Below are 25797 nucleotides of genomic sequence, written 5' to 3'. Positions count from 1 at the left end.
CAGTGCCGTAGATGCTTTGGGCCCCAGCGGCGGCTTTGTGGAAGCCTTCGAGCAGCGAGACGCAGATTCCTCTGCCACGCTGGGAACGAGAACAAAGATTGCAGTGACACGAAGGAAGAGGTTTAAGCAGCAGCTAGCGCAGGGCGCGATGGCCGATATCGCGGCGGAATTGCATGCCTTCAAATGAGATCTTTGCGACTTCGGAGTAAGCCTTGTCGAGGGCAGTCTGGAGATCAGGCGCAGTGGCGGAGATCGCGAGGACGCGTCCTCCAGAGGTGACAATCTTTCCGTCTATGATCGCCGTGCCGGAGTGGAAGATAAATACGTCTTCCTGTTTGGATTCGCCCTGAATTGCTTTGTCGGGTAGGCCGGAGATGGGTTTACCTGAGACATACTTGCCGGGGTAGCCTCCGCTGGCTGCGACGATGCAGACGCTGGCGCCGGGACGCATCGCAATGGTGAGCTGGTTGGCGGTGCCATCAATGGAGGCGTTGAACAGGTCGAGTATGTCGGTCTCGAGTCGAAGGAGGATGGCTTCTGTCTCGGGATCGCCGAAGCGTGTATTGAACTCGAGGACCATTGGGCCGCGTGGAGACATCATGATGCCGCAGAAGAGAATGCCCTTGAAGGGTTCCCCCTCGGAGCGCATGCCGTCGACGACCTTCTGCGCGACATTGTGGAGGAGCCAGTTGCGCATGGCGGGAGTGGCAATGCCATCGGTGGAGTAGGCGCCCATGCCACCCGTGTTGGGACCGGTGTCGCCTTCGCCGATGCGCTTGTGGTCTTGCGCAGAGGCGATTTCGATGGCGCGAGTGCCATCGCAAAGAGCAAAGAAGGAGAGTTCTTCGCCGGTAAGGAACTCTTCAAGGACAACTGCCTCCTCTGCTGTGCCGAGAAGAGAACCACTGAACATCTCGGCAGCCGCGGCTTCCGCCTGTAGGTGGGTCTCACAGATGACGACGCCTTTGCCGGCGGCTAGACCAGAGGCTTTGACGACGATGGGGACGGTGAAGCGGGGAAGTTCTTCGCGGACCTGCGCGAGGGTGGTGCAGATGCCGTACTCGGCGGTGGGGAGGTCGTGGCGCTGCATAAACTCTTTGGCAAAGGCTTTGCTGGTTTCGAGCCGGGCAGCGGCCTGAGTAGGGCCAAAGACACGGTGGCCACGTTTGGTGAGCTCGTCGACGAGGCCAAGGGAGAGCGGCAGCTCAGGGCCGATGACCGTGAGGGCAGGCTGCTCGATGGCGACAATGTTGACGAGCTCGTGGAGGTTGCCGGGATTGCAGGGGATGCAGCGGGCGAGCGAGGCGATGCCGCCGTTGCCGGGAGCGCATACAACCTCAGTGACCTGAGATGATTTAAGGAGAGCCCATACGATGGCATGCTCGCGGCCGCCACCACCGATTACCAGAACCTTCATTCGCTTACCTGCATTCGTGACGCGCTCCTGTGGGATGCGAATTTAGTTCGCAACTTTGAGGCTAGGCATGGTGAGAGATGAAGTCAAACGAGGAGAGCTGTAAGCTGTTGAGCGGGAGAAGAGAATGACTGGCGATGCGACGCAGTACCAGGAGTTGATAACGCTCTATGCGAGCTACGGTGATGAGGAGCTGGTGGGACTGGCTCGGGGAATGAGCGACCTGACGGAGATAGCGCAGGAGGCTCTGCGTGGCGAGATGTCGCGTCGCGGGCTGAAGGATTCGGCGGCTCCAGAGCGCGCGGAGGCGAAGGTGCTAAGCGAGGATGATTTGGCGGATCTGCGGGCGTATGCTGCGCTGGCACCAGCAGAGTGCGTCTTTGAATATCAAGATGGATACGGAGCGGCTGCGGCTTCGCTGGCTCTGAAGGAGGCGGGAATCGAATCCACTGTGCTGACAGATGATGGAACACCGATGGACACTCGGGGACCCCGCGTTGTGGTGGCTCCTGAGGATGCGCAGGACGCGGCAGCGCTGTTGTCGCAACCCTTGGCAAAGCGGTTTAGAAAGGCTCTCGAAGAGGCGATGCCGGAAGAGTTTGCGGTGCCGGCCTGCCCGAAGTGCGGGAGCCACGAGACTGTGCTCGAGGCAGTTGAGCCAGCGAACTTGTGGAGGTGCGATGAGTGCGATCATGACTGGCACGAGGATGACGTTTCACCAGAGGGTTGATTGAGCTTCGATTGAGAACAATGAAAAGACCCGCGCGAAGCGGGTCTTTTTACGTGCTGCGGCGAAGTACCTTAGTGTGGCTTTCCTTCTCCATGGGGAGCTGACTGCGGAGCGGGTCTTGATTCAGCCTGCTGCCTGGGTTGAGGTGCGGGGCGGGATTGAGGCTCGGGGCGCGACTGAGGTTGCGGCGCTGGACGCGACTGCGGTTGCGGCGCCGGGCGTGGTTGCGGTTGAGGAGCCGGGCGTGATTGCGATTGAGGAGCCGGGCGTGATTGAGGCTGAGGGCGCGGCTGCGGTTGATTTTGAGGACGGGCTACATTTTGTGGGGTTGGTGCAGGTCTGCTCTGCGGTGCAGGGCGAACCTGAGATTGGGGCTGTGGCTGGGCAGGACGGGCTTGGGGCTGTGGCTGGGCAGGACGGACCTGCGGTTGCACTGGTCTGGTTTCTGGCTGAGTGGGTCTGACCTGTGGCTGCGCCGGACGAGTCTCGGGTAGCATGGGACGAGTTTGAGGCTGACCGGGGCGGTTGACTTCGCCGGGACGCATGTTGGGCTGACCCGTATTCGATTGACCAGGCTTCGGTTGACCGGGACGAGTTTCAGGCTGTGTGGGGCGGCCTGGCTGTATGGCTGGCTGGCCAGGACGTGCAGGTTGTGTCGATGGCTGGCTAGGACGGTTGACTTCGCCGGGACGCGTATTCGGCTGGCCTGTGTTTGGCTGACCGGGACGCGTTTCAGGTTGGCCGGGACGGCCGGGTTGTACTGCTGGCTGGCCAGGGCGAGTGGGCTGTACTGCTGGTTGGCCGGGACGGTTGACTTCGCCGGGACGAGTGCCTGGCTGGCCTGGGTTTGGCTGATTGGGACGCGCCGGCTGAACCGCAGGACGCGCGACTGCCGCGATGGGACGCGGTGAGGCGACCAGAGCGGGACGACCTTTGTTCACGTTGTAAAACTGCTGACGATTCTGTGCGGCCTCGCGCTGGTTTTGCAGTTGCGTCGACATGGGTGGAACGCGGGGGCCGCGGTTGGCTGCGATCTCTGCTGCCTGCGGACGCACGTTGATGCCGCCACGACCGCCGTTGTAGGAGACGCGGTTGATGGTGGTGTTGTTTATGGTTGTGTTGTTGATGACCGTGCGGTTATAGACGTTGGTGATCCGCGTGGTGTTGATGTTGTTGACGGAGCGGTTGTAGTAGAAGTTGCGGCCCTGCCAGTAGCCGCCGTGATAACCGCTGCCGGTATAGCCGAAGCCATAGTTGACGCCGCCATAGAAGCCGATGTGCGGCCCCCAGAAGCCGCGATGAAGGAGATAACGTCCACCGAAGAAGCCCCAATAGCCGGGGGTCCAGAGGGCTCCGTAGAAGGGCGGAGCGCACCAGGCGCCGGGGACCCAGTAGTAGCCGACGGGAGCGTATCCCCAGTATCCGGGAGTCCAAAGGTAGTTGGGCGCGGGAGCTTCGGGCTGTTCGTATTGAGGAAGTGGTGGAGGTGGCTCGTTGGCCTCTTCCAGAGCCTGCTGGCCAGCATCTACCTGTGCCTCGTCGTACTGCTGAGGGGCGTTGTAGTTGTAGTTCTGGTCGTAGTTCTGATCAGAGGGCTGAGCACTCTGGGCAGCGGTGTAGGCCTCATTTTGCGGCGGCGGCGCTGCTTGCGGAGTGTACTGCTCTGAGCTTTGCTGCGGCGTAGATTGAGAACGGATGCCGAGCACTCTTGCCGGCGCGGGTTCCGGGGCAGGTGCGGCCTGAGGCTGGCTGCCGTCTACGGGCGCCATGTTGGCATCAGCAGGGTCGGGCCCCGAGTTGTCGGGGATGACTGCAGGCTCTACGCCCTTGTGGCAGCCTGAGAGTGTCACTGCTGCTGCAAGTGATGTGATGCCAAGCAATAAACCTAAAAAAAACCTGGGAAATGATTTGTACATACTGCCAGTCTCCTCGTATCTGCTGCGGGTATAAACACGAACTTCTTGAATGAGATGCATTTTTTCTTATAATTGCTGACTTTGCGAGTGATGACGCAATAGCTGGTGCGGCGCGTTATGCTGTGGAGTCTAGTAGTTGAGACGCCTTGAACGCTAGCCTGCCGCGTTTTGCAATCACCCTTTGGTGGGAGGGTCAGGCGCTTTACCGCAACCAGTCGGGACGCAGTAAAATCAGCTTGATGGCAGGCTGTCTTCCCAACACGAAGCGCTTTCGCCACGGTCGCCCTGACCGTGGACGCTGCTAGCTCGACCCCTCCCCTGAAAACTTGATAGGCTTCAGCCGTTGCCGTCTGCGGTTCGAAGATGTGACCACGGCCCCAACCATCGCGCTTTCAAGAGCGCGCCTCGGAGAAGATACCATGCCGACCCAATCGCATCCTGATTCGTTCAAGAGCTTGTCCACACTGGCAGTGGGGAAGACCACGTACGACCTGTTTCGCCTGAAGGCGCTGGAAGGAACCGGTGTCGACCTTAGCCGGCTTCCCTTCTCGCTGCGGATTCTACTGGAGAACCTGCTGCGGCATGAGGATGGCCGCACCGTGACTGCGGAAGACATCCAGTTTCTGGCTTGCTGGGATCCGAATGCGGAACCTTCGCGAGAGATTGCGTACATGCCGGCGCGGGTTCTGATGCAGGACTTTACTGGTGTGCCCGCTGTGGTTGATCTCGCGGCGATGCGGGATGCGATGAAGGCTTTGGGGGGCGATCCGGAGAAGATCAATCCGCTGCAGCCCGCGGAACTGGTGATCGATCACTCGGTGCAGGTGGATGAGTTTGGCACGCAGCGAGCGTATGACCTAAATGCCGCCCTGGAGTTTCAAAGGAATCGCGAGCGGTATGCGTTTCTGAAGTGGGGACAGACGGCATTCAATAATTTTTCAGCAGTGCCTCCAGGGATGGGCATCTGCCACCAGGTGAATCTGGAATACCTAGCTCGCGTCGTATTTACGACCAAGCCAAAACAGAATCTTGACGCTGTGGCTGTAGCGGGGCACAAAGCCAGTGTCGAAGAGCTTCGCGCATTTGCTTATCCGGATACTCTCGTCGGCACAGACTCCCACACCACGATGGTGAATGGGCTGGGCGTGATGGGCTGGGGCGTTGGCGGTATCGAGGCCGAGGCTGCGATGCTGGGACAGCCGGTGAGCATGCTGGTGCCGCAGGTCGTTGGGTTTAAGCTGACAGGCAAGTTGAAGGAAGGCACAACGGCTACTGACCTGGTGCTGACCGTGACCGAGATGCTGCGGAAGCTTGGCGTGGTTGGTAAGTTCGTGGAGTTCTATGGATCGGGGATCGCGGAACTGCCGCTGGCTGATCGTGCGACGATTGCGAACATGGCGCCGGAGTATGGGGCTACCTGCGGGATCTTTCCGGTGGATGCGGAGACGCTCCGGTATCTCCGGCTTACTGGGCGCAGCGAGGAGCAGATTGAGCTGGTCGAGGCTTACTACCGCGAGCAGGGACTGTTTCACACGGCGGATGCGAAGGAGGCTGTGTACTCGGCGACGATTGCGCTGGACCTTGCGACGGTCGAGCCCAGTGTTGCGGGGCCGAAGCGGCCGCAGGATCGGGTTGCGTTATCACAGGCGGGTGCAAGCTTCAAGGAACAACTGCCCGGACTGCTGGGGCCGAATGGAAACAAGCATGTGATTCGGCAGATGGTGCGCTGGGAGGGTGAGGGTGGAACGGCTTCGGAGTCTGGCGATCTGAGCAGCAGCGTCGGGGCTTCGGCTCCGGTGGTGGAGGCTCCAATCGTGCCGGTGATAACGATCAGCGATGAGACTATACCGCAGCTGGAGGCTCCGCATGTTTCGATTCGGACCAGGTTCGGCGTGGATCCGGATCAGTATCTTGATCACGGATCGATTGTGATTGCGGCGATCACCTCCTGCACGAATACTTCGAATCCTTACGTGATGATGGCTGCGGGTCTGCTTGCGAAGAAGGCCGTGGAGAAGGGGCTGAGCACGCCGCCGTGGGTGAAGACCTCGCTGGCTCCAGGTTCGCGCGTGGTGACGGACTACTACATGAAGGCGGGGCTGATGCCTTATCTCGATCAGCTGCGCTTCCAGGTGGTGGGGTATGGATGCACGACGTGCATTGGAAACTCCGGCCCGCTGCCGACAGATGTTTCAAAGTCGATTGAGGATCACGGACTGGTGGCGGTGTCGGTGCTCTCGGGGAATCGGAACTTCGAGGGAAGAATCTCGCCGGAGGTAAGGGCGAACTACCTGATGAGTCCTCCGCTGGTGGTGGCCTATGCTTTGGCGGGGCACATCGCGCACAACTTCGAGACGGAGGCACTGGGGCGCGATCTGGATGGCAAGCCTGTTTTTCTTCGGGATATATGGCCTACCCAGGCGGAGGTCTCGGCGACGGTGAACTCGTCGATCGACTCGGAGATGTTTCGCCGGCAGTACTCGACGGTGTCCGATGGCGACAACAACTGGAAGAGCCTGAAGTTTCCGGATGGCGAGACGTATGGGTGGGAGCCGGATTCGACCTATATTCGTAAGGCTCCTTACTTCGATGGGATGCCGGCTGCGCCTGCTCCGGTTGGAGACATCCATGGTGCTCGCGTGCTGGCGGTGCTGGGAGACTCTGTGACGACGGACCACATCTCGCCGGCGGGTTCGATCAAGCTGAATGGGCCTGCGGGCAAGTACCTGATCGAGCATGGGGTGAAGCCTTCGGACTTCAACAGCTATGGATCGCGGCGCGGCAACCATGAGGTGATGGTGCGCGGGACGTTTGCCAATGTTCGGCTGCGGAACAAGCTGGCTCCGGGGACCGAGGGCGGTGTGACCCGGCTGCTGCCGGAGGATGTGCCGATGTCGATCTACGATGCGAGCGTGGAGTATGCGAAGCGTGGAACGCCGCTGGCGATTCTTGCGGGGAAGGAGTACGGCTCGGGGTCTTCGCGGGACTGGGCGGCGAAGGGGCCGCGGCTGCTGGGGATCAAGTTTGTGATCGCGGAGAGCTACGAGCGGATTCACCGGTCGAACCTGGTCGGGATGGGGATTCTACCGCTGCAGTTTCTGCCGGGTCAGAGTGTCGAGTCGCTGCACCTGACGGGCGAGGAGGTGTTTGCGATCGGGGATGCGCCGGGTCAGTTGAAGGCGATGCTCGACAGCAAGTTCGCTGAGGGCAAGGTGGTGACGGTGTTCGCGGAGTCCGATCTGGGGAAGACAATCGAGTTCTCGGCTACCGTCCGCATCGATACCCCGCAGGAGATTCTGTACTACCAGAACGGAGGAATCCTGCAGTACGTGTTGCGGCAACTAGCGGGGAAGGTTCCGGTCTCGGTTTAGGTACTATCGCTTCTCCTTTCTCCCGTCTCTGGCATTTTCCGCAGGGGGGTTACCCCCCCCTATTACCCGCGCGCAAGTCGCTTGTATTCAGTAGTTTACAGCGAGATAGCACCTGCAAAATATAGATAACAAATGGGTTGCGTACAAAAACGCTCCTATCAACAAGTTAGCCCCAGAGGGAGAGTATCCCTGCGGGGCTTGCTTGATTTTGATCTCTGTATCCAGTGTAGCGAATGAAGTGAAACTAAAGTGCCAAGTTTGGAAGACTCTATTTCTTTTGTTATGTGTTGGTTAGTGGGTTTTTGAGAGTTTGGGGGCTTGACAGGATTTTTCGGGCAGGAACTGATCATCGAGCGCGACCAGTTACCTAAAGCGGATTTGCTGTTGGTGTGGAGGGAGGCAACCGCAGATTCCCTTCGGGAGTGACAAACAAAGGGGAACGGTCGACTTTACGCCAACTACTACTTTGCTCTAGTGTTTCCCATTATGCCGACCTAGCGGTACCACAGGTAATTCAAATCAAAAACAGCTGATGGGCAGGACTATCGAAAACGTTGTTCCCTGGCGGGGTCCATTCGTGTGGGAGCGAACTTGAATCGATCCACCGTGCTTTTCGACGATCTGTTTGCTGACCCATAGTCCGAGGCCGTTGCCGACCAATCCTTTGGTGGTGAAGAAGGGTTGGAAGATTTGATTGAGAGTGCTCCTGTTCATGCCGTTTCCATTGTCTGAGACTGAGATTCGGACGCAGCGGCGTTTGCCTCGAAATCCATCCGAAGTTGCGGCTCTCAGAGTGATTCTGCCGGCTTCGGGGATGGCGTCCAGACTATTGATGAGAAGGTTTGAGAGGACCTGTCTCAGTTCTCCCTGGAAAGCTGTCATTTGGAGTTCTTTTTCACACTGTTTCTCGATGATGGCTTGCTTGGAGATTTGTTTCGCTTGAAGCAGATTTACAACGGAGTCAAACAATATCGCGAGGTGGAAGGTTATCGGGGCAGAGGACTCACGATAAAACCCGAGGGTCTGACGGGTGATGTGAGCGATGCGACTGAGTTCCGCATCGGCCATTTGTAGATATTGACGGGCTGCGTCCGGAAGGCCCTTGGTTGTCTGGGCCAGAAACAGGACGTTTGTTACTGCTGCGAGAGGATTATTAATTTCATGGGCAAGGACAGCAGCCATGTGCCCAACAGAAGCGAGCTTCTCGCTGTTGATGAGGGCCTCTTCCGCCCTTTTTCGCGCGGAGATTTCTTCCTGCAGCTGAGCGTTCAACAGTTCAGCAACTTCCGTCAGTTCGTGTTGGCGCACCAGGCCCAGCATCAAACCTTCGTTTATCGCAGTAACATTTGCCTGGACAGGCTTAGCGTTATTTTTCAGCTTTCTTGCCATCTTTTCCCTCTAACGCAATGCCCGGCTTACCCAAAGCTTCCGTTTGGGGGCTTTCTATCCGTTCCGGGATACCCGTGATGAGGTGAGCGTACTCTCTTGGTCGTTCGCCGAGCACGATGCCGTCCGAGGTTATGTCGTATTCGCGGATGTCCTTGCTATGAGCACCGCCACGCATCTTGATGATCAACATAATCTTACGCAGCTGGCCCTCGATTTCTACATAGCGCATGCGAATGATGTCGTCGGTGAGAAATGAGATTAAGTAGCTACTGAACGGGAATTTATTGAATGACTCTTCCATCTCCAGGGTGCTCAGGATGGTAATTCCAATTCCGGTCAGAGCGAAGATCATGCGATAAAGCGATTCCCTGAAGTCGGTTCGGAATCCGGGAGCGAGCGCCATCTCGAAGCCCGCCAACGAGTCAATGACCAGCCGCTTTGCGCCTGTTCTCTGAACCGCATCGATGAGCTCTTGCATGGTCTCGTCCACGGACAGGTCGAGGGGCCGCAGATAGATGACTTCAAGGCTACCGTCTTTCAAAGCTGCACCTAGGTCAAGGCCGAAGGCGGCAGCACGATCGGCATACTCGTCAGGTCGCTCTTCAAAGATCGCCACAATGCCGGACTCCCCTGCGCGAAGACCGGCAGCGATGAACTGAGTGGCCATGAGCGATTTCCCCGTACCGGATGATCCTGCGACCAACAAGCTATCCCCTTCCGGGATGCCTCCACCCATCATCTCGTCAAGTGCCGGGATACCTGTGGAAAGGCGTCTCCGGTCCGGATCTTTCCTTCGAGTTCCTACCAATCCCAACGTTCTAGAGAAGGCTTGCAGTCCTGCATCGGTAATGCGAAAGGTATGCATTCCGGGCACAGACATCTGTCCGCGCAACTTCATGACCTGCAGCTTGCGCACCACGGAGTTTCGCTCGACCTGCTGAAAGAGCCAGAAGAGCCCGTCTGCCACGGTAAAGACGGGGTTGTCGACCAACTCAGATTCGCTGTACTCCCCAATAAGGAATGTCGTCGCCTCCCAACTGGTAAGAAGCAATGCAAGTTCTTGCACAAAGGTCTGAACCTCAACTTCGCGGTCGCCATGATGTTCGCGTCGCAGAACAGTTCGGAAAGAGTCCACCACGACAATGCCTGCATTGGTAGCCTGCACCTGCTTCGTGATCTCTTCCAGCACGCCTTTCAATCCACGTTCGACCAAGTCCTGGCTGAGGTTTACGAAACGAACAGCAGTGTTCAGTTTCGTCGCGTCGAAGAAGGTATATTGCTGCTGATAGCGCAGCATCTTGAGAGCTGGTTCCCCGAGAACCGTAAAGTAAAGGGCCGGCCTCTCCGGAGTGGCGTTCTTGAAGACGAATTGATGCGCCAGCGTCGTCTTTCCACATCCCGGCGCGCCTGCGATGATGTTGAACGAAAATTCCGGGAATCCGCCGCCCAGAATCTCGTCAAGCCCAAGAACTCCCGAACTAAGCTGTTTGATTTTTACCTTGCTGTTCTGGTTCATTGCAATTCCTTCCCCAGAGAATTTAAGCCGAGTCCGGGTAAATCCGGCCATATGTCATGCAGGAGCCGCATGGTAAGTGTTTCTCCAATGAATGTGATCAAAAGGCTAAGCAGGTAGCCGACAAGGATGGCGTGCGCCTCAGCGGCCGCGCCCTCCAAGCCCTCCAGAGATCCATCCGGTTTGACCTGTACCGGGCTGAGTGCAGGGGCCTCTCGCTTGGCCAAAGTCAAAGCGCGTGAGAGAAGAGAGCTGAACCCTGCGGTTCCCGTTAACATAACAAGAGGGCGACGCAGCTTCTCACAGACGCGGCACGTCGCAAGCTGGTCTGCTGCGGAGACACTTTGGGAACGAGCTTCAAAGGCTACAAGCTGTTTGGCGAGTTCTCTTGTCTCGGATTTAATACCAGCTTGCCTCATCGTCTTTCAATTGAAAGTTCGCGCGTGCGCATCCGTTTGTCCCCGAAGTTCATCATTTCACAAAAGATGGTCTAGTTTAGCTGGACTCGCACGATCATAGATGTGACACGGCTTCAATTTTGCATTCGGTCCGTTGTGTGCTGTCAACACACGCTTTTGAAGATGCGCATTACTGGAATCGATTTCAGATCCTGAAGTAACCTATCGATGGGATGAGCTGATCCGCAATTTTTCGCTGGTCTATTGTTCCCGCAATAGCCTTGTTTCGTTATGGCTGCGAAGGGGTTGACCGCTCGGCCTATAATGAACTATGGCAATCGCTCCTCCGGCCTCTACGCAGGCTGGCCCGCAGCCGAAGCCGCATGACGAACCGAAGAGTCAACCGGATGTGAAAGATACCGACACGGGGATCGAGCTGGAGGCAGCTCTTCCTGTCGCGGAACCATCGGTGGCCTTGGAGACGACCCCTCGTGGAAAGAAGAAGAAGACTGCGGCGCATGATGGCTCGGCGCTGGTGATTGCGGGCGTGGAGGAGTCTTCGGCGAGTCACCTGGCGGGGAGTTCGGCGAAGGATATCCATGCGGTGGATGCGAAGTTTCAGCGGCTGCTGGAGACGGTGCATGAGAACCGGCCGGCGGACGATCTAGAGATTATTCGTGGGGCGTGGGCGTTCTGCCTGCAGCAGCATGAGGGACAGAAGCGGGCCAGCGGCGAGCCTTACATCATCCATCCGCTAGAGGTGGCGCAGGTGCTGGCCGAGTTGAAGATGGATTCGACTGCGATTGCGGCGGGGCTGCTGCATGATGCGGTCGAGGATACTGATGTCACGTCGGTGGAGATTGCGAAGCGGTTTGGCGATCAGGTGGCGCACATCGTTGAGGGTGTGACAAAGCTTGAAAAGATCAAGTTTGCGAATCGCGAGGATCACCAGGCGGAGAATATTCGCAAGATGCTGCTGGCGATGGTGACCGATGTTCGGGTGGTGATTATTAAGCTCGCGGATCGGTTACATAATATGCGGACGCTTGAGCACCTGAAGCCGGAGAAGCAGCAGAAGATTGCGCGGGAGACTCTTGATATCTACGCTCCGCTGGCGCACCGGCTGGGCATGGGCAAGCTGCGCGGGGAGCTGGAGGATCTGGCGTTTCGGTATACCGATCCTTATGCGTATGAGCAGGTGTCGACTGAGGTGGATGCGCTGCGCGGGGCGGGCGAGGAGTTTCTGCAGAAGATCGTGACACAGCTTGAGGCGAAGCTGAAGGAGTTCAAGATTCAGGGGCGGGTGGAGTCGCGGATCAAGCGGCTTTATTCGATTCAGCAGAAGCTGGTGGATCAGAAGATTCCGGTGGATCAGGTCTACGATCTGCTGGCGATTCGCGTGATCTGCAATACCGTTCAGGACTGCTATGCGCTGCTGGGGCTGCTGCACTCGATCTGGCGGCCGGTGCCGGGAAGGATTAAAGACTTTATCGCGATGCCCCGACCGAATCTTTATCAGTCGCTGCATACGACGCTGATCGCGGAGGGGGAGCATCAGTTTGAGGTGCAGATTCGGACGGAGGATATGCACCGGGTTGCGGAAGAGGGGATCGCGGCGCACTGGAAGTACAAGGCGTCGGACAACGTAAGCGCGAAGGACGAGCAGAGGCTGGCGTGGGTAAGGCAGTTGATGGAATGGCAGCGGGAGATGACCGATCCCAATGAGTTCATGTCGACGCTGAAGATCGATTTGTATCCGGAGGAGGTTTACACCTTTACGCCGAAGGGCAAGGTGGTGGTGCTGCCGAAGGATGCCAGTCCGATTGATTTTGCTTATGCGATCCATACCGAGGTGGGGAATACGACGGTGGGGGCGAAGGTGAATGGGCGGATCGTGCCGCTGCGAACGAAGCTGCGGAATGGCGATATCGTCGAGATTTCGACGCAGACTGGACATGCTCCGAGCCGGGACTGGCTTAGCTTTACGAAGAGCTCGCGGGCGCGGAACAAGATCAAGCACTGGCTGAATGAACATCAGCGGGAGCGCGCGATCGAGATCGGTAAGAAGCTGCTGGACCGCGAGGCGAGGAAGTACAAGCTGGCGCTGGGCAAGTTTCATGAGGCCGACTACGACAAGGTGGCCAGTGAGTATGGGCTGGGGACGCAGGCGGAGTTGCTGGCGGGTGTGGGGTTTGGAAAGTTTTCGGCGCGGCAGGTTCTGAATAAGCTGGAGCCGGGTTCGACTATGTCGGCGGAGCCCCAGGCGCCGGAGGGTGGGGCCGGCAATACGATTGGGCAGATGTCGGAGGCGGTGAAGCGAGTCTTCTTTGGGAAGGGGTCGGACTCGCTGCAGGTGGAGGGGCAGGACGATCTGTTGGTATATCGAGCTCGTTGTTGCAACCCAATTCGCGGTGAGGAGATTGTGGGGTACGTGACGCGGGGCAAGGGCGTGGCGGTGCATGCGAGAAGCTGTCCGAATGTGCAGAATTTGTTGTATGAGTCGGATAGAAGGATTCAGGTGGAGTGGTCGCCGTCGCCGACGGAGCCGGGAACGAATAAGGCGCAGACTTACCCGGTGAAGCTGACGGTGCTGTGTGATGATCGGGCTGGGATGCTGAAGGAGTTTACGGCGATCATCTCTGATGATGGGACGAATATTCGCAGCGTGGATACGAAGCCGATGCCGGATGGCCAGGTGATGGTGGACTTTGTGGTAGAGACGGTGGATGTGCGGCATTTGAACAAACTGGTGCAGAATCTGCGCAAGGTGCCTGGAGTTCGGGATGTGCAGAGGGTGCAGAAGATTTGATCGTGCTGCAAGAGTTTGGGCGGATTTGCTGAAGCTTGCTTCCTGTTAACTTGCTTCCTGTTAAAATGAGACGTGGTCAGCCGGCGAGACGTTTTGCGAATGTCAGGGATGGCAGCTGTCGCGGCTGCGATGCCAGATAGCGTTGAGGCGCTTGGCGAAGCTGATGCCAGGATCGATATTGCGGCTTATTCGCTGGAGGTTGCGTCTGGCCACTTTATCAAAACGGTTGCCTACAACCAACAGGTGCCTGGTGCCTTGTTGCGTTTGAAGGAAGGGCGGCCGGTAACGATCGATGTCGCGAATCATACGAACAGCGACGAGATTGTGCATTGGCATGGGCTATTTCTGCCGCCAGAGGTGGATGGCGCGATGGAAGAGGGTACGCCCCACATCGCGCCAGGTGGAAGCGCGCGATACACCTTTACACCCAGCCCGGCGGGATTTCGCTGGTATCACACGCATACGTTTGCCGGACGAGACCTGAAGAAGGCCCAGTACACTGGGCAGCACGGTTTCCTGATAATAGAGCCAAGGGACAACCCTGCTCGTTATGACCAGGAGATCTTTCTGGCGCTGCATGACTGGAGCGGGAGTCTGCTGGCCAGCGATGATGGGTCGATGAATCCTGCCTACGATATTTCGACGATCAACGGAAGAAAACTTGGTTTCGGCGAATCGCTGCGAGTGAAACAGGGGGAGCGAGTGCTTCTGCATGTGCTCAACAGCAGCGCTACGGAGCCCCATTGGATCGCGTTTGCGGGGCACTCGTTTCGCGTGATTGCGCTTGATGGGAACACGGTTCCGCAGCCACGAACAGTGGCGATGTTGCGGCTAGCGCCTGCCGAACGTGTGTGCGCAGTGGTTGAGATGAATAACCCCGGTGTGTGGGTGATGGGAGAGGTACGCAAACACGTGATGGGCGCGGGGATGGGAGTTGTCGTGGAGTATGCCGGAGCCGGAGGGAAGCCGCGGTGGGAGCAGCCGAACAACCTGGTGTGGGACTATCCGCAGTTCGGCGTGGCGGGAGCGGTATCGGAGAAAGATGCTGTTGAGATTCCGCTGGTGTTCGAGTCCAAGTTTGCGGGGCATGGTGCGATGGATCGCTTTACGATCAACGGCAAGTCCTTCCCCGATACCGAGACGGTGGTGCTAACGCGGGGTCAGCGCTATCGGCTGCTGTTCAAGAACAAGAGTACGGAGGATCACCCGGTTCATCTGCATCGGCATACGTTCGAACTGATCCGGGTTGGAGATCAGGCTAAGACGCGCGGCATTTTAAAAGACGTTGTTCTAGTTGGAGCGGGCTCCGAGGTCGATGTTGAGTTTACAGCGAACCACCCGGGGCTTACGCTGTTCCATTGCCATCAACAGAACCACATGGACGATGGATTCATGATGCTCTTTCGCTATATGTGACTCGGAGATGATCCTGGATTTCTTCTTGACATGTCGAGGCAAGATCGCGGTTCTGTCGCTGGGTCTTGCTATGGCTGCATGCTCGACGGAGGTCGCACGTGCCCAAGGCAACTATGAGATTCAGGTGTATGGGGCCGATACGGTTCCACCGAAGAATTTGATGGTGGAGCTGCATACGAACTTCACGCCGGAGGGTCAGATACGGACGGTTGACGGGGTGTATCCAACGAATCATCAGGAGCACGAGACGCTGGAGCTTACGGAAGGACTGACCACGTGGTCCGAGGTGGGATTCTACGTCTTTACGAGTACTCAGGACGGCCATGGAGTGCAATGGGTCGGCGATCATATTCGACCACGGGTGAGGGTGCCCGACTCGTGGCACTGGCCGGTAGGAGTCAGCTTGTCAACAGAGATCGGCTACCAGAGGGCCGTGTATTCGCCGGATACGTGGACGTGGGAGATACGGCCGATCATCGACAAGTCGGTGGGGCGATGGTACTTCGCAGTGAATCCTGCGTTGGAGAGGACCTTCCACGGACCGGATGTTGCGCTGGGGCTGGGATTTTCCCCGGCAGCCAAAGTTAGTTATGACTTTACGAGGGTAATCAGCGGAGGACTCGAATACTACGCAGACTATGGACGCATCGGGTCGTTCGAGTCGCTCCACGGGCAACAACAGCAGATCTTTGCGGTGACGGATTTGAACGTCTCTCCGAAGTGGGAGATCAACTTCGGCGTGGGGATCGGACCTACAGCTGCTACCGATCACCTGATCGTGAAGGCGATTGTGGGCCGGCGATTTAACTGGGGGAAGAAGCAGTCCCCGGTCGATTAGCAGTTTTACTGAATGCAGCGGGAACACTCGGCCCCTCGGGTTGCAGAGCGGCGGTGCAGGATGTATGGTTGATACCAAGATGATTTTTCAGTCCAGCCGAATTTCGTTTATTCTCCGCTATTGGCGCACAATAGCGGCCTCGGCGGAGTAGGTTCATCTGAGAGATATCTGTAACTTCAGTTGATTCGAGATTCCTACGAGCCGCGACCTTCCAAGTCGCGGCTTTTGTTTTGTGCAGGGCGAGATTCGAGGAGAGGCCGATGAGTGCAGGGACAGCGAGTTCAGGGACTACGATAGGTGCGGCGGTGGCAGGGCGGTTTGGCGCGTATGGCGGAAGGTATGTGCCGGAGACGCTGATGGCTGCGCTTGAGGAGTTGGAAGAGGCGTATGCATTGGCTCAAAGGGATGCGGCGTTTCAAGCTGAGTTGGATGATCTGCTGCACCACTACTGCGGGCGGCCTACTCCGCTCTACTTTGCGAAGAGGCTGACCGGGCAGCTGGGCGGGGCGAAGATCTATTTGAAGCGCGAAGATCTGCTGCATACCGGCGCGCACAAGATCAATAACGCACTGGGCCAGGGGTTGCTGGCACGGCGGATGGGGAAGCAACGGATCATTGCGGAGACAGGTGCGGGGCAGCATGGGGTGGCAACGGCGACGGTTTGCGCGTTGCTGGGTCTGGAGTGCGTCGTCTACATGGGCGAGGAGGACATGCGGCGGCAGGAGCTGAATGTCTACCGGATGCGGCTGCTGGGTGCGGAGGTGCGCGGGGTTTCGGCGGGGTCGGCTACGTTGAAGGATGCGATCAACGAGGCGATGCGGGATTGGGTGACGAATGTGCGGACGACTTATTACATTCTCGGCAGCGCGCTGGGGGCGCATCCTTATCCGACGATGGTGCGGGACTTTCATCGCGTGATCAGCCGGGAGGCGCGGGCGCAGATGCTGGAGCAGGAGGGGAAGCTGCCTACGGCGATCGTTGCCTGCGTGGGCGGCGGCTCGAATGCTATTGGCGCGTTCTATGAGTTTTTGCCGGATGCGAAGGTGCAGCTGATCGGCGTTGAGGCTGGCGGTCGCGGGACGGCGTTGGGAGAGCATGCGGCGCGGTTTCAAAAGGTTGGCGGTGGCTTGCCCGGGGTGCTGCAGGGTACGTACTCGTATGTGTTACAAAATAATGCCGGCCAAGTGAGCAGTACGCACTCGGTCTCTGCCGGGCTGGACTATGCGAGTGTGGGACCGGAGCATGCGATGCTGCATGATTCGGGGCGGGCGAGCTATGTCTCGTGCTCGGATGATGCAGCCTTGAAGGCTACCGTGACGCTGTCGCGGACGGAGGGGATTCTGCCTGCACTTGAGAGTGCTCATGCGGTGGCTGAAGCGATTCGACTGGCTCCGACGATGGCGAAGACGGATGTGTTGATGGTGAATCTGTCGGGGCGCGGCGATAAGGATATGGGTATTCTGGCGCGAGAGCTTGATTTGAAGGGAGCTTGAGGCGCGACCGCGGATCTTCGCAGAGGAACGCGGATAGAGACAAGGGCAAGTGATTTGATTTGGAGGGTTTGTGGCGATTGAGTTTAGGAAGAAGCCGGGGATTGTTGCTTATTTGACGGCGGGCGATCCTGATTTGACGACTACTCGGGATATTGCGCTGGCTGCGATCGATAATGGCGCGGATGTGATTGAGTTGGGTGTGCCTTTCAGTGATCCGCTAGCGGACGGGCCGGTGATTCAGCGAGCCAGTGAGCGGGCCGTGGCGCGAGGGGTAAGGTTGACCGACGTGCTGGAGCTGGCAAAGGAGTTGCGCGCCGTTCGGCCTTCGGCTGGGTTGGTCTTGTTTTCTTATTTGAATCCTGTGATGCGGATGGGGATGGAGACGTTTTGCGCGCGTGCGGCGGAGGCTGGTGCGGATGGAGTGTTGCTGACGGACATGATCGTCGAAGAGGCGGGGGAGTATCTGGAGGCGATGAAGGCCCACGGGCTGGCACCGATCTTTCTGGCGGCGCCAACTAGTCCTGATGCCCGGTTGAAGGCGATTGCGGGAGTGTCGCAGGGGTTTGTGTACGCGATCTCGCGGGTGGGAATAACCGGGACGCAGCAGAAGGTGGCCGGTGATGCTTCGGAGCTGGTGACGCGGCTGCGGCAGTTTACGAAGCTGCCGATCGCCGTAGGGTTCGGGATCTCGAACGCTGAGCACGTGAAGGCGGTGGGGGAGTTTGCCGATGCGGCCATTATCGGGAGCGCTATTGTGGCTTTGATCGAGAAGACTCAGCCTACCGATGCCGCGACTGCGGTTGGACAGTTCATTGCGGGGTTGAGAGCATGAGGGCCGCTGAGCTGGCCAAGCAAAATGGCGCGATGGGACGTTTATCATTGTTGGTACAAAATACTTTGCAGCGAGCTGCGTTCAGGCCTGCTCCGCTGCACCGCGAGGCGAGTGGATGGATATCTCCGACTGGAGACAGAAGATCGACGAGTTGGATGTCGAGATTGTTCGACTCATCAACCAGCGGGCAGAGGCTGCACGCGCGATTGGAGAACTCAAAAAGACTGCGAACCTGCCGGTCTATGAGCCGCGGCGGGAGCAGGAGGTCTTCGACCGTGTCCGCAAGGCAAATCCGGGACCGCTGGCGGACGCTGAGTTGCTCCACGTGTATGAGCGGATCATCGACGTGATGCGGACGCTGCAGCGAAGAGATCTTTAACTGGCACGCGCGGGAGCCGGAAGTTGCAATTGGGCGGATCTATTTGTAGCTAATTTTGTTACGTAAAAGAGAGTGAAGCGAAGACGATGATAGTTGCGATGCATGACCAGGCGACGGAAGAGAATATCCAGCAGGTGATTGAACGGATGGTGGAGCTTGGCTTCAACGTTCACCGGACGACAGGCGCGGTACAGACGATTCTGGCGGGTGTGGGGACTCCGGAACACTTCGAGGTCGCCGAGTTCAAGGTGCTGGCCGGCGTTTATGACGCTTATCGCATCTCGTCGCCGTACAAGCTGGCGGGCAGGAGCTTCCGGCCGGAGGGAACGACGGTTACGTTTCCAAACGGTGTGGTGGTGGGCGGAAAAGAAGTGGTCGTGATGGCGGGGCCGTGCTCGGTGGAGTCTCGGGAGCAGATTCTGACCAGCGCGAAACAGGTTGCCGCTGCAGGTGCGAAGTTTTTGCGGGGGGGCGCGTTTAAGCCGAGGAGCTCACCGTATAGCTTTCAGGGCATGGGGCTGGATGGGTTGAAGCTGCTGCGTGACGTCTCAGATGAGACCGGGTTGCTGGTGATCACAGAGGTGATGGAGATCTCGCAGATTGAGCTGATGCTGCCGTATATCGACTGCTTTCAGGTGGGGGCGCGGAATATGCAGAACTTCAATCTGCTGCGCGAGCTGGGGCATGTGCGGAAGCCGGTGCTGATGAAGCGCGGGATCTCGGCGACGATTGAAGAGGTGCTGCTGAGCGCGGAGTACATTCTGTCCGGCGGCAACTATAACCTGATGCTGTGTGAGCGGGGGATCAGGACGTATGAGACTTATACGCGGAATACGATGGATATCTCGGCAATTCCGGTGCTGAAGAAGCTTACGCACCTGCCTGTGCTGGGCGATCCATCGCATGGCGTTGGGATTCGCGACCTGGTGCCGCCGATGGCTCTGGCGAGTGTGGCGGCTGGGGCAGATGGACTGCTGATGGAGATGCATCCGAACCCCGATAAGGCGATGAGCGATGGGGCGCAGAGCTTGTATCCGGAACAGTTACAGAAGCTGATGGCACAGCTGAAGTTGCTGGCTCCAGTGGTGAACAGGACAATGGCGTAAGGCGAGGTTTCGGGCATAATGGAGCGGGTTTTCATCATTGGGACGGGATTGATTGGCGCTTCGACGGGCTTGGCGCTGCGTGCGGCTGGCTTTGGGGGGCGCATCGACGGATGGGATAACAGTCAACTCGAAATGGCTTCCGCGGTGCAGATGGGCGCGATCGATGGCAGGGCGGCGAGCCGCGAGAACGCTCTGGAGCTGGCCAGGCTGGCGGATGTGATTGTGCTGGCGGTGCCGGTGCTTGCGATCAAAGACTGGATGCAACAGTTGGCGCCGGTGCTGCGTTCGGGGCAGCTGGTGACCGATGTTGGGAGCACGAAGCTCGAGATTGTGGAGCTGGCGCGGGAGTTATTTGCGGGAGATACAACCGCCGTTTTTCTTCCTGGACATCCGATGGCGGGCAAAGAGTCCGGAGGGGCTCTGCTGGCGGAGGCTGGACTTTTTGATGGCGCGATGTGGTTGTTCACGCCGATCACGCCCGAGACGACGGCGATGGAGAGGGAGTGGCGTGGATGGATTGGCTGCTTCGGGTCGCGGATGCTGGACATGGATGCGATGCGGCACGACGAGATGTGCGCGTGGGTGAGTCATCTGCCGCAGATGCTCTCGACTGCGTTGTCAGCACTGCTGGAAGAAAGGTTTGGCGATGCTCCGGAGATTGCGGCGATCGGAGGACGTGCGCTGAGGGAGACGACGCGGTTGGGAGCCAGCCCGTACAGTATGTGGCGGGATGTCGCGATGACCAACTCGGGGCCGGTCGCCGATACGCTGCTGGCGTTTGAACAGCGATTGCAGCATGTTCGGGAGAATCTGCGGACGCCGGAGTTGCGGGATGAGTTTGCGCTGGCGAATAGGTTTCGTCAGCGGCGATGATTCGATTTTTACGCTAGAGGATTGATGTTTTGCGAGTTTGAAGAGAGATCATAATGCCTGTGAAGGATTCGATAAGCCAACTCAGTATCAGCCTTGCCGATGTAGCCGCGGCGCGGGAGCGGGTGCGTGAGGCGATCTACTACTCGCCGTGCCCGCACTCGCAGATGCTGTCTGCGCTGACTGGGCAGCAGGTGTATCTGAAGCTGGAAAACCTGCAGATGACGGGCTCGTTCAAAGAGCGCGGGGCGCTGAACCGGATTGCGCTGCTGACGCCGGAGCAGGCTGCGCGGGGGGTGGTCGCTGCGAGCGCGGGAAACCATGCGCAGGGCGTTGCCTACCATGCGACGAAGCGGGGGATTCGTGCGCTGATTGTGATGCCGCTGGCGACGCCGCTGGTGAAGGTGACGGCGACGCGTGGATTTGGGGCGGAGGTGGTGCTGCATGGGGCCAACTACGACGAGGCTTGCGAGGAGGCTACGCGGCTTTGCGAGGCGGAGGGGATGACGTTTATTCATCCGTTCGACGATGCGGTGGTGATGGCGGGGCAGGGCACGATTGGGCTGGAGTTGCTGGAGCAGGTGCCTCAACTGGAGGCGGTGGTGGTGCCGATCGGCGGCGGCGGCCTGATCGGCGGGATCGCCTGCGCGATCAAGGAGGCTTGCCATCAGGCTTCGCGGGCTGAGATTCGCGTGATCGGGGTGCAGACGTCCAGATTGCCTTCGATGGTGGCGGCGCGCGCGGCGGGTCATCCGGTGACTCTGGAGGCCTCGACCACAATTGCTGATGGTATCGCGGTACGGCGTGTAGGAGACGCCACGTTTCCCGTTGTCGAGCGGTATGTCGATGAGATCGTGACTGTTGACGAAGATGAGATTGCTTCGGCGATTCTTGTTCTGCTCGAGCGGGAAAAGACTCTGGCCGAGGGCGCTGGAGCTGCGGCGCTGGCGGCATTGTTGCAGAAGAAGACGACGTTGAATGGGGCTCATACCGCGGTGATGGTGTGCGGCGGAAATATCGATGTGACGTTGCTGAGCAGAATCATCGAACGCGGCCTGGTGCAGGATGGAAGGATGATCCGACTGCGGATTCATCTGCTGGATAAGCCGGGGGCGCTGGCGGAGCTGACGCTGTTGATCGCGAAGTATCGCGCGAACATCGTGGATACGCTGTATAACCGAGCGTATTACGGCGTGAACCTGGGCGATACGACGATCGATATTACGATGGAGACTCGTGGGCGAGAGCAGGTAGAGGAGTTGCTGGCCGCGATGACGGCTGGAGGTTATAGGTACAGCCAGGTGGTTTGAGATGCGATGTCCTGCCGGACGGGGCGCCTGCGCGGTGGGCGGTCACTTCGTGACTTGTGTACCGGTCTTGGTAAGGTGAATGTACCGGGCAGCGCGTTGCTTGGCAGCGAGAGCAGCTAGGCTTTTTCGTAGTGGAAGTGAAGTTCTTGTTCGCTGGCTACGGGCTGGCCGTCTTTGGTGGCGGGATGGAAGGTCCACTGCTGGACGGTTGCGATGACGTTTTCGTCTATGCCGTGACCGAGGCCGCTGGTCATCTTGATGTCGGCGATCTTGCCTGTGGTGTCGATGACGATATCGAGGATGACGTCGCCTTTGGTGCCGCGGGGAAGGACGGAGAGGTCGGGCTTGGGTGTCGGAAAGTAGCTGACCAGGGCGATGTTGATGTTGCCGGAGCCTAGCGAGTCGGCGCCTGCGGCTGAGTCTGGCTGGGCGGAGGCTGGGGAGCTGGTGTTGGGAGAGGCGGTGGTTTCTTTCGGCTTTTGCGTGGGTGGAGTTGGCAGCGGAGTGGCGGATTGGGCCTGTCTGGGCTGGGTTTTGGGGTTCGGGGCGGAGGTTTGCAGCGGGGCTTTGCCGGGGGAGTAGGTCAGCAGGAGGTTGGTTCCGTGGGGGCTGCCGGGGAGACGGATGGGGGCAACCCAGGAGGCGCTCTGATGAAAGAACGCGGCGACGAGGAGCAAGTGGAGAAGGGAGGAGGCGATGGCGTACGTCGGTGGGCGGCGTGGAGATGTGACGGGCTTGCCGATGGTTTCCATGTCTCCTCCTTTCTCTGCGTCTCTTTGCATCGCGGGTGCTGTTTGTTTTGACTCTAGTTAGACGCGAGTGAAGGTGGTCTGTTGCTTTTCCTGATGGTGATCGGCGGCGAGGGCGATGAGGCGGTCGATGAGTTGTCTGTAGGGAAGACCGGTGGCCTCCCATAGCTTGGGGTACATGCTGATGCTGGTGAAGCCGGGCATGGTGTTGATTTCGTTGAGGTAGATGCGGGCGGGCTTTGATTCCCTGCCCTTCTTATTTACGACGGCCGGTTCCATGAGGAAGTCGACGCGGGCGAGGCCGGCGCAGTCACAGGCGCGGAAGGCGGCGATGGCCATCTCGCGGATCTGTTTTGACTCGGACTTGGAGAGCTTGGCAGGGATGATGGGGATGGAGGCGTCGGAGTGGTACTTGGCGTTATAGTCGTAGAACTCTGCGCCGGGTACGATTTCGCCGACGACGGAGGCTTCGGGGGAGTCGTTGCCGAGGACGGCTACTTCGAGTTCGCGGGGCTTTGCTCCGGGGCCGCCGACTCCCTGCTCGATGATGAGCTTGCGGTCGTAGCTGGCGGCGAGGTCCATCGCGGGGGCCAGCTCGGTGCGGTCGTGGACTTTGCTGATGCCTACGGAAGAGCCTAGATTCGCGGGTTTTACGAAGACAGGGTAGTCGAGCTTTTTTTCGATGCGCTTGATGCAGCGTTTGGCGTCGGCCTTCCACTCGCTACGCAGGAGGTTGACGTGCGGGGTTTGGGGCAGGCCGGCGGCGGCGAAGAGCTGCTTCATGACGGACTTGTCCATGCCGGTGGCGGAGCCGAGGACGCCGGAGCCTACGTAGGCGATGTCGGCTAGTTCGAAGAGGCCCTGGATGGTGCCGTCTTCGCCGAATGTGCCGTGGAGGACGGGGAAGATGACGTCGAGGGATTGGGCGAAGGAGCCGTTCTGTTGAGCGAGATTGGCGCTGGCACGGAGTTCGATGGAGTTAGTGGCGGCGCGTTTTTTCTGGATTGACGCGGGTTTTGTGTTGCCGGCGAGGAGGTGCTGGGCGGCGGTGGAGGTGAGCCACTGGCCTTGTTTGGTGATTCCTACGGGGATTACTTCGTATTTTCCCTGATCGATGGAGTTGAGGATGGAGGCGGCGGAGAGGAGGGAGACCTCGTGCTCGCCGGAGCGGCCACCGAAGAGGATGCCGACGCGGAGTTTTTTGGGGGAGGGCTGGGGGGTCTGTTTCTTTTGTTTCGTCGTTTTCGTCATGAGTAGGTACAAGTCTCTCCTAAATCCGGATGGTTCTGCGGGAAAAAAATGCTGGGTATCGAAGTGGTCTTTTGCTGGGGGTTTTGTGAAATTTGGTGTGTTTTGTGGTGGTTTTTTGTGGTGAAGATGTGGTGATTTGCGTGGTTGACGTGGTGTTTTAGCCGTCATTTTTCCGGGGCTAAAAAATACGCCAACTTTTTGCAAAATTTTTCAGGAATTTACATTAGGTGAAGGGATGGCTCCGCGTCTCCCTGCATCCTTCTTTTTATGGGCTTCTAACCCTTCTTTTATGTGGGCTTCTGCTCCTTCTTTTTATGCCGGACCGCAAGCGCAAACCCGAACGCATGACCCCGCACAAGGACAAGATCTGCAAGACGTGTGGGCGCTCGTTTGAGTGGCGCAAGAAGTGGGAGCGTGACTGGGATGTGATCAAGTATTGCAGCGATGCGTGCAGAGGGCACAAGCCCGGGGAGTTGGACGCTGCGCTCGAAGCAACGATCCTTGAGCTGTTGGCGGAGCGGGGGCGGGATAAGACGATCTGTCCTTCGGAGGCGGCGAAGGCGGTGGGTGGGCTGGAGAGCCGGCGGGATTGGGAGGGTTTGATGGAGCCTGCACGGGCTGCGGCCCGACGGCTGGTTGCGGCAGGGAAGATCGTGGTGACGCAGCATGGGCAGGTGGTTGATCCTTCCACGGCAAAGGGAGCTATTCGTTTACGACTGCGTTGAGGAGCGACGAGCTACGCGGAGGGAATCCCGGAGTCGCGGTTCGCAATAAAGCCTTCTCCAATCCATGCAACGATGAGAAGCAGCCCGCCAACTAGCATCAGAAGATAACCGGGGCCGAGGAAGAATCGAGCAGCAGAATACATCGGCGTGATTGCCCTTGATTCCCATAGCCGAATGAAGAAGCCGAGCAGAAGCACGAGCGCACCGCTTACAGCTATTCTCCGTCCGAGAGTGGTGATGCGGTGAAATCCTTCGCTTGCAGCCATTCAACCCTCCAGTCCTGTCGATGGAGAAGGATCGCGGTGCGTGTTCCTTCTCGACTTTGACACAGAATAATCGCATCGGGTGCGTCAATCAAGGAGATATATCCTGAGTTCCTGCCTTGTTTGCGCATCGACTGTGTGATTTAACGCTCGAAAAATCCTCGAGCTAATTGTTATCGCGTTGAAATGCCTTATGTTCTCTGGACATCGGACCGCTGCGAACAGATCATCTTAGCTACGATGACAACCGCGAAGAAAGCGACTGCAAAGAAATCAGTGAAAACCTCTAGGTCAAAGACATCAAGCAAGAAGACCTCAAGTTCCAAGAAGAGCAATCCGTGCTGGCCAGGCTTTGAACCTACCCCGGGGAAAACGCCTGGCACGAAGGGAAGCTGTGAGCCGGAGCCTGGTAAACACAGTAAGGCTACAAAACGCGCGACGCAGAAGGCTGCCGCCGCGAGCAAGCTGGAGAAGCAAGGCAAGCCGAATCCGCATCGCAAGGCTGCCTAACGCACGGACTATACTGCCGGGATGGACGTGGAACGGGTTCGCGCGTATCTGCTGAGTCTGCCGCATGTGGTGGAGACGGCGCAGTGGGGCGGGCTTTTGTTCTGGGCGGGGGATAAGGCGATTGGCGGCAAGATGTTTGTGATGCTGCCGCTGGACCAGAGCGAGGGACAGGAGCGGAGTGAGAGGGCTCGCGTGATCTCGTACCTCGCCGGGCCGGAGCGTTACCCAGAGCTGCTAGAGGTGGATGGGATCTTTCCCGCGCCGTACGTGGCTCGCATCTTCTGGGTCGCGGTGGCGGGATGGAGTGTATTTCGCAAGGCGGAGTGGGAGCGGGAGCTGAGTGCGGCGCATGGGCTGACGCTGGCGAAGCTGCCGCCAAAGGTTCGCGCGGTGCTTGAGATGCCTGCGACTCAGCAGAAGCGGTTGATTGCGGAGCGCAGGAAGGTGCTGGCTGCGAAGGCTACTAAAGGCCGGTGAGCGGTTTGATTGCTTCTGGCGGCCTTTATTCCAAGCGT

Annotated in this window: 20 protein-coding genes; 13 read left to right on the top strand and 7 right to left on the bottom strand. The window is 58.5% G+C overall.

The window, feature by feature from the left end; genetic code table 11:
• Positions 1–133: 133 nt before the first annotated feature.
• Positions 134–1417, bottom strand: a complete 1284-nt coding sequence (gene purD, locus RBB75_RS09385) for a phosphoribosylamine--glycine ligase (RefSeq protein WP_179640545.1) — start codon at positions 1415–1417, stop codon at positions 134–136.
• 124 nt (positions 1418–1541) lie between these two features.
• Here purD and RBB75_RS09380 point away from each other — a divergent pair, with 124 nt between their 5' ends.
• The gene (locus RBB75_RS09380; protein WP_179640544.1) at positions 1542–2144 is read left to right on the top strand and encodes a hypothetical protein; all 603 of its coding nucleotides are present in this window, start codon (positions 1542–1544) and stop codon (positions 2142–2144) included.
• A gap of 71 nt (positions 2145–2215) precedes the next feature.
• Here the strand turns inward: RBB75_RS09380 and RBB75_RS09375 are convergent, their stop codons facing one another.
• Positions 2216–4060, bottom strand: a complete 1845-nt coding sequence (locus tag RBB75_RS09375; protein WP_257031311.1) for a hypothetical protein — start codon at positions 4058–4060, stop codon at positions 2216–2218.
• Between the two features lie 419 nt (positions 4061–4479).
• Here RBB75_RS09375 and RBB75_RS09370 point away from each other — a divergent pair, with 419 nt between their 5' ends.
• Positions 4480–7431, top strand: coding sequence for an aconitate hydratase (locus tag RBB75_RS09370; RefSeq protein WP_179640543.1), 2952 nt, complete (start codon positions 4480–4482; stop codon positions 7429–7431).
• 519 nt (positions 7432–7950) lie between these two features.
• Here the strand turns inward: RBB75_RS09370 and RBB75_RS09365 are convergent.
• Both RBB75_RS09365 and RBB75_RS09360 read right to left on the bottom strand, forming a co-directional pair.
• Positions 7951–8820, bottom strand: coding sequence for a sensor histidine kinase (locus RBB75_RS09365; protein ID WP_353070272.1), 870 nt, complete (start codon positions 8818–8820; stop codon positions 7951–7953).
• Positions 8798–10336 (bottom strand): ATPase domain-containing protein, encoded by a 1539-nt coding sequence (locus RBB75_RS09360; RefSeq protein ID WP_353070271.1) that lies wholly within the window; start codon positions 10334–10336, stop codon positions 8798–8800. Before RBB75_RS09360 ends, RBB75_RS09365 begins: the two co-directional genes overlap by 23 nt.
• A gap of 726 nt (positions 10337–11062) precedes the next feature.
• Here RBB75_RS09360 and RBB75_RS09355 point away from each other — a divergent pair.
• From RBB75_RS09355 to RBB75_RS09315, 9 genes are all read left to right on the top strand, one after another.
• Positions 11063–13540, top strand: coding sequence for a RelA/SpoT family protein (locus tag RBB75_RS09355; RefSeq protein ID WP_353070270.1), 2478 nt, complete (start codon positions 11063–11065; stop codon positions 13538–13540).
• Between the two features lie 108 nt (positions 13541–13648).
• On the top strand, positions 13649–14956 hold the full coding sequence (locus RBB75_RS09350) for a multicopper oxidase family protein (protein ID WP_353070269.1): 1308 nt from the start codon (positions 13649–13651) through the stop codon (positions 14954–14956).
• 70 nt (positions 14957–15026) lie between these two features.
• The gene (locus RBB75_RS09345; RefSeq protein ID WP_353070268.1) at positions 15027–15794 is read left to right on the top strand and encodes a hypothetical protein; all 768 of its coding nucleotides are present in this window, start codon (positions 15027–15029) and stop codon (positions 15792–15794) included.
• A 260-nt stretch (positions 15795–16054) separates the two neighbouring features.
• Positions 16055–17287: a tryptophan synthase subunit beta gene (gene trpB, locus RBB75_RS09340; RefSeq protein ID WP_353070267.1), complete on the top strand. Its 1233-nt coding sequence runs from the start codon at positions 16055–16057 to the stop codon at positions 17285–17287.
• A 70-nt stretch (positions 17288–17357) separates the two neighbouring features.
• Positions 17358–18119: a tryptophan synthase subunit alpha gene (gene trpA / locus RBB75_RS09335; protein ID WP_179640536.1), complete on the top strand. Its 762-nt coding sequence runs from the start codon at positions 17358–17360 to the stop codon at positions 18117–18119.
• A gap of 115 nt (positions 18120–18234) precedes the next feature.
• Positions 18235–18498 (top strand): chorismate mutase, encoded by a 264-nt coding sequence (locus RBB75_RS09330; protein WP_179640535.1) that lies wholly within the window; start codon positions 18235–18237, stop codon positions 18496–18498.
• Positions 18499–18584: 86 nt separating this feature from the next.
• Entirely contained in the window at positions 18585–19604 is a 1020-nt protein-coding gene (gene aroF / locus RBB75_RS09325; protein ID WP_179640534.1) for a 3-deoxy-7-phosphoheptulonate synthase, read from the top strand.
• An 18-nt stretch (positions 19605–19622) separates the two neighbouring features.
• Entirely contained in the window at positions 19623–20477 is an 855-nt protein-coding gene (locus tag RBB75_RS09320; RefSeq protein ID WP_218884880.1) for a prephenate dehydrogenase, read from the top strand.
• A gap of 53 nt (positions 20478–20530) precedes the next feature.
• The gene (locus RBB75_RS09315) at positions 20531–21784 is read left to right on the top strand and encodes a threonine ammonia-lyase (RefSeq protein WP_179640533.1); all 1254 of its coding nucleotides are present in this window, start codon (positions 20531–20533) and stop codon (positions 21782–21784) included.
• A 116-nt stretch (positions 21785–21900) separates the two neighbouring features.
• On the opposite strand, the gene RBB75_RS09310 is transcribed toward RBB75_RS09315, so the two are convergent.
• Both RBB75_RS09310 and RBB75_RS09305 read right to left on the bottom strand, forming a co-directional pair.
• Positions 21901–22536: an energy transducer TonB gene (locus RBB75_RS09310; protein WP_353070266.1), complete on the bottom strand. Its 636-nt coding sequence runs from the start codon at positions 22534–22536 to the stop codon at positions 21901–21903.
• Between the two features lie 57 nt (positions 22537–22593).
• Positions 22594–23784: a D-alanine--D-alanine ligase gene (locus RBB75_RS09305; RefSeq protein ID WP_179640531.1), complete on the bottom strand. Its 1191-nt coding sequence runs from the start codon at positions 23782–23784 to the stop codon at positions 22594–22596.
• Positions 23785–24011: 227 nt separating this feature from the next.
• Here RBB75_RS09305 and RBB75_RS09300 point away from each other — a divergent pair, with 227 nt between their 5' ends.
• Positions 24012–24509, top strand: coding sequence for a DUF2256 and DUF3253 domain-containing protein (locus tag RBB75_RS09300; protein WP_353070265.1), 498 nt, complete (start codon positions 24012–24014; stop codon positions 24507–24509).
• A gap of 11 nt (positions 24510–24520) precedes the next feature.
• Here the strand turns inward: RBB75_RS09300 and RBB75_RS09295 are convergent, their stop codons facing one another.
• Positions 24521–24775 carry a hypothetical protein gene (locus RBB75_RS09295; protein ID WP_179640530.1) on the bottom strand — a complete coding sequence of 85 codons (255 nt, stop codon included), beginning with the start codon at positions 24773–24775 and terminating at the stop codon, positions 24521–24523.
• Between the two features lie 528 nt (positions 24776–25303).
• On the opposite strand from RBB75_RS09295, the gene RBB75_RS09290 reads away from it, so the two are divergent.
• Complete coding sequence (locus RBB75_RS09290; protein ID WP_179640529.1) at positions 25304–25759, top strand: MmcQ/YjbR family DNA-binding protein; 456 nt, start codon at positions 25304–25306, stop codon at positions 25757–25759.
• Positions 25760–25797 lie beyond the last annotated feature (38 nt).

The sequence above is a fragment of the Tunturibacter empetritectus genome, from assembly GCF_040358985.1.
GTDB lineage: Bacteria > Acidobacteriota > Terriglobia > Terriglobales > Acidobacteriaceae > Edaphobacter > Edaphobacter empetritectus.
This window is presented reverse-complemented; position numbering and strand designations above follow the sequence as displayed.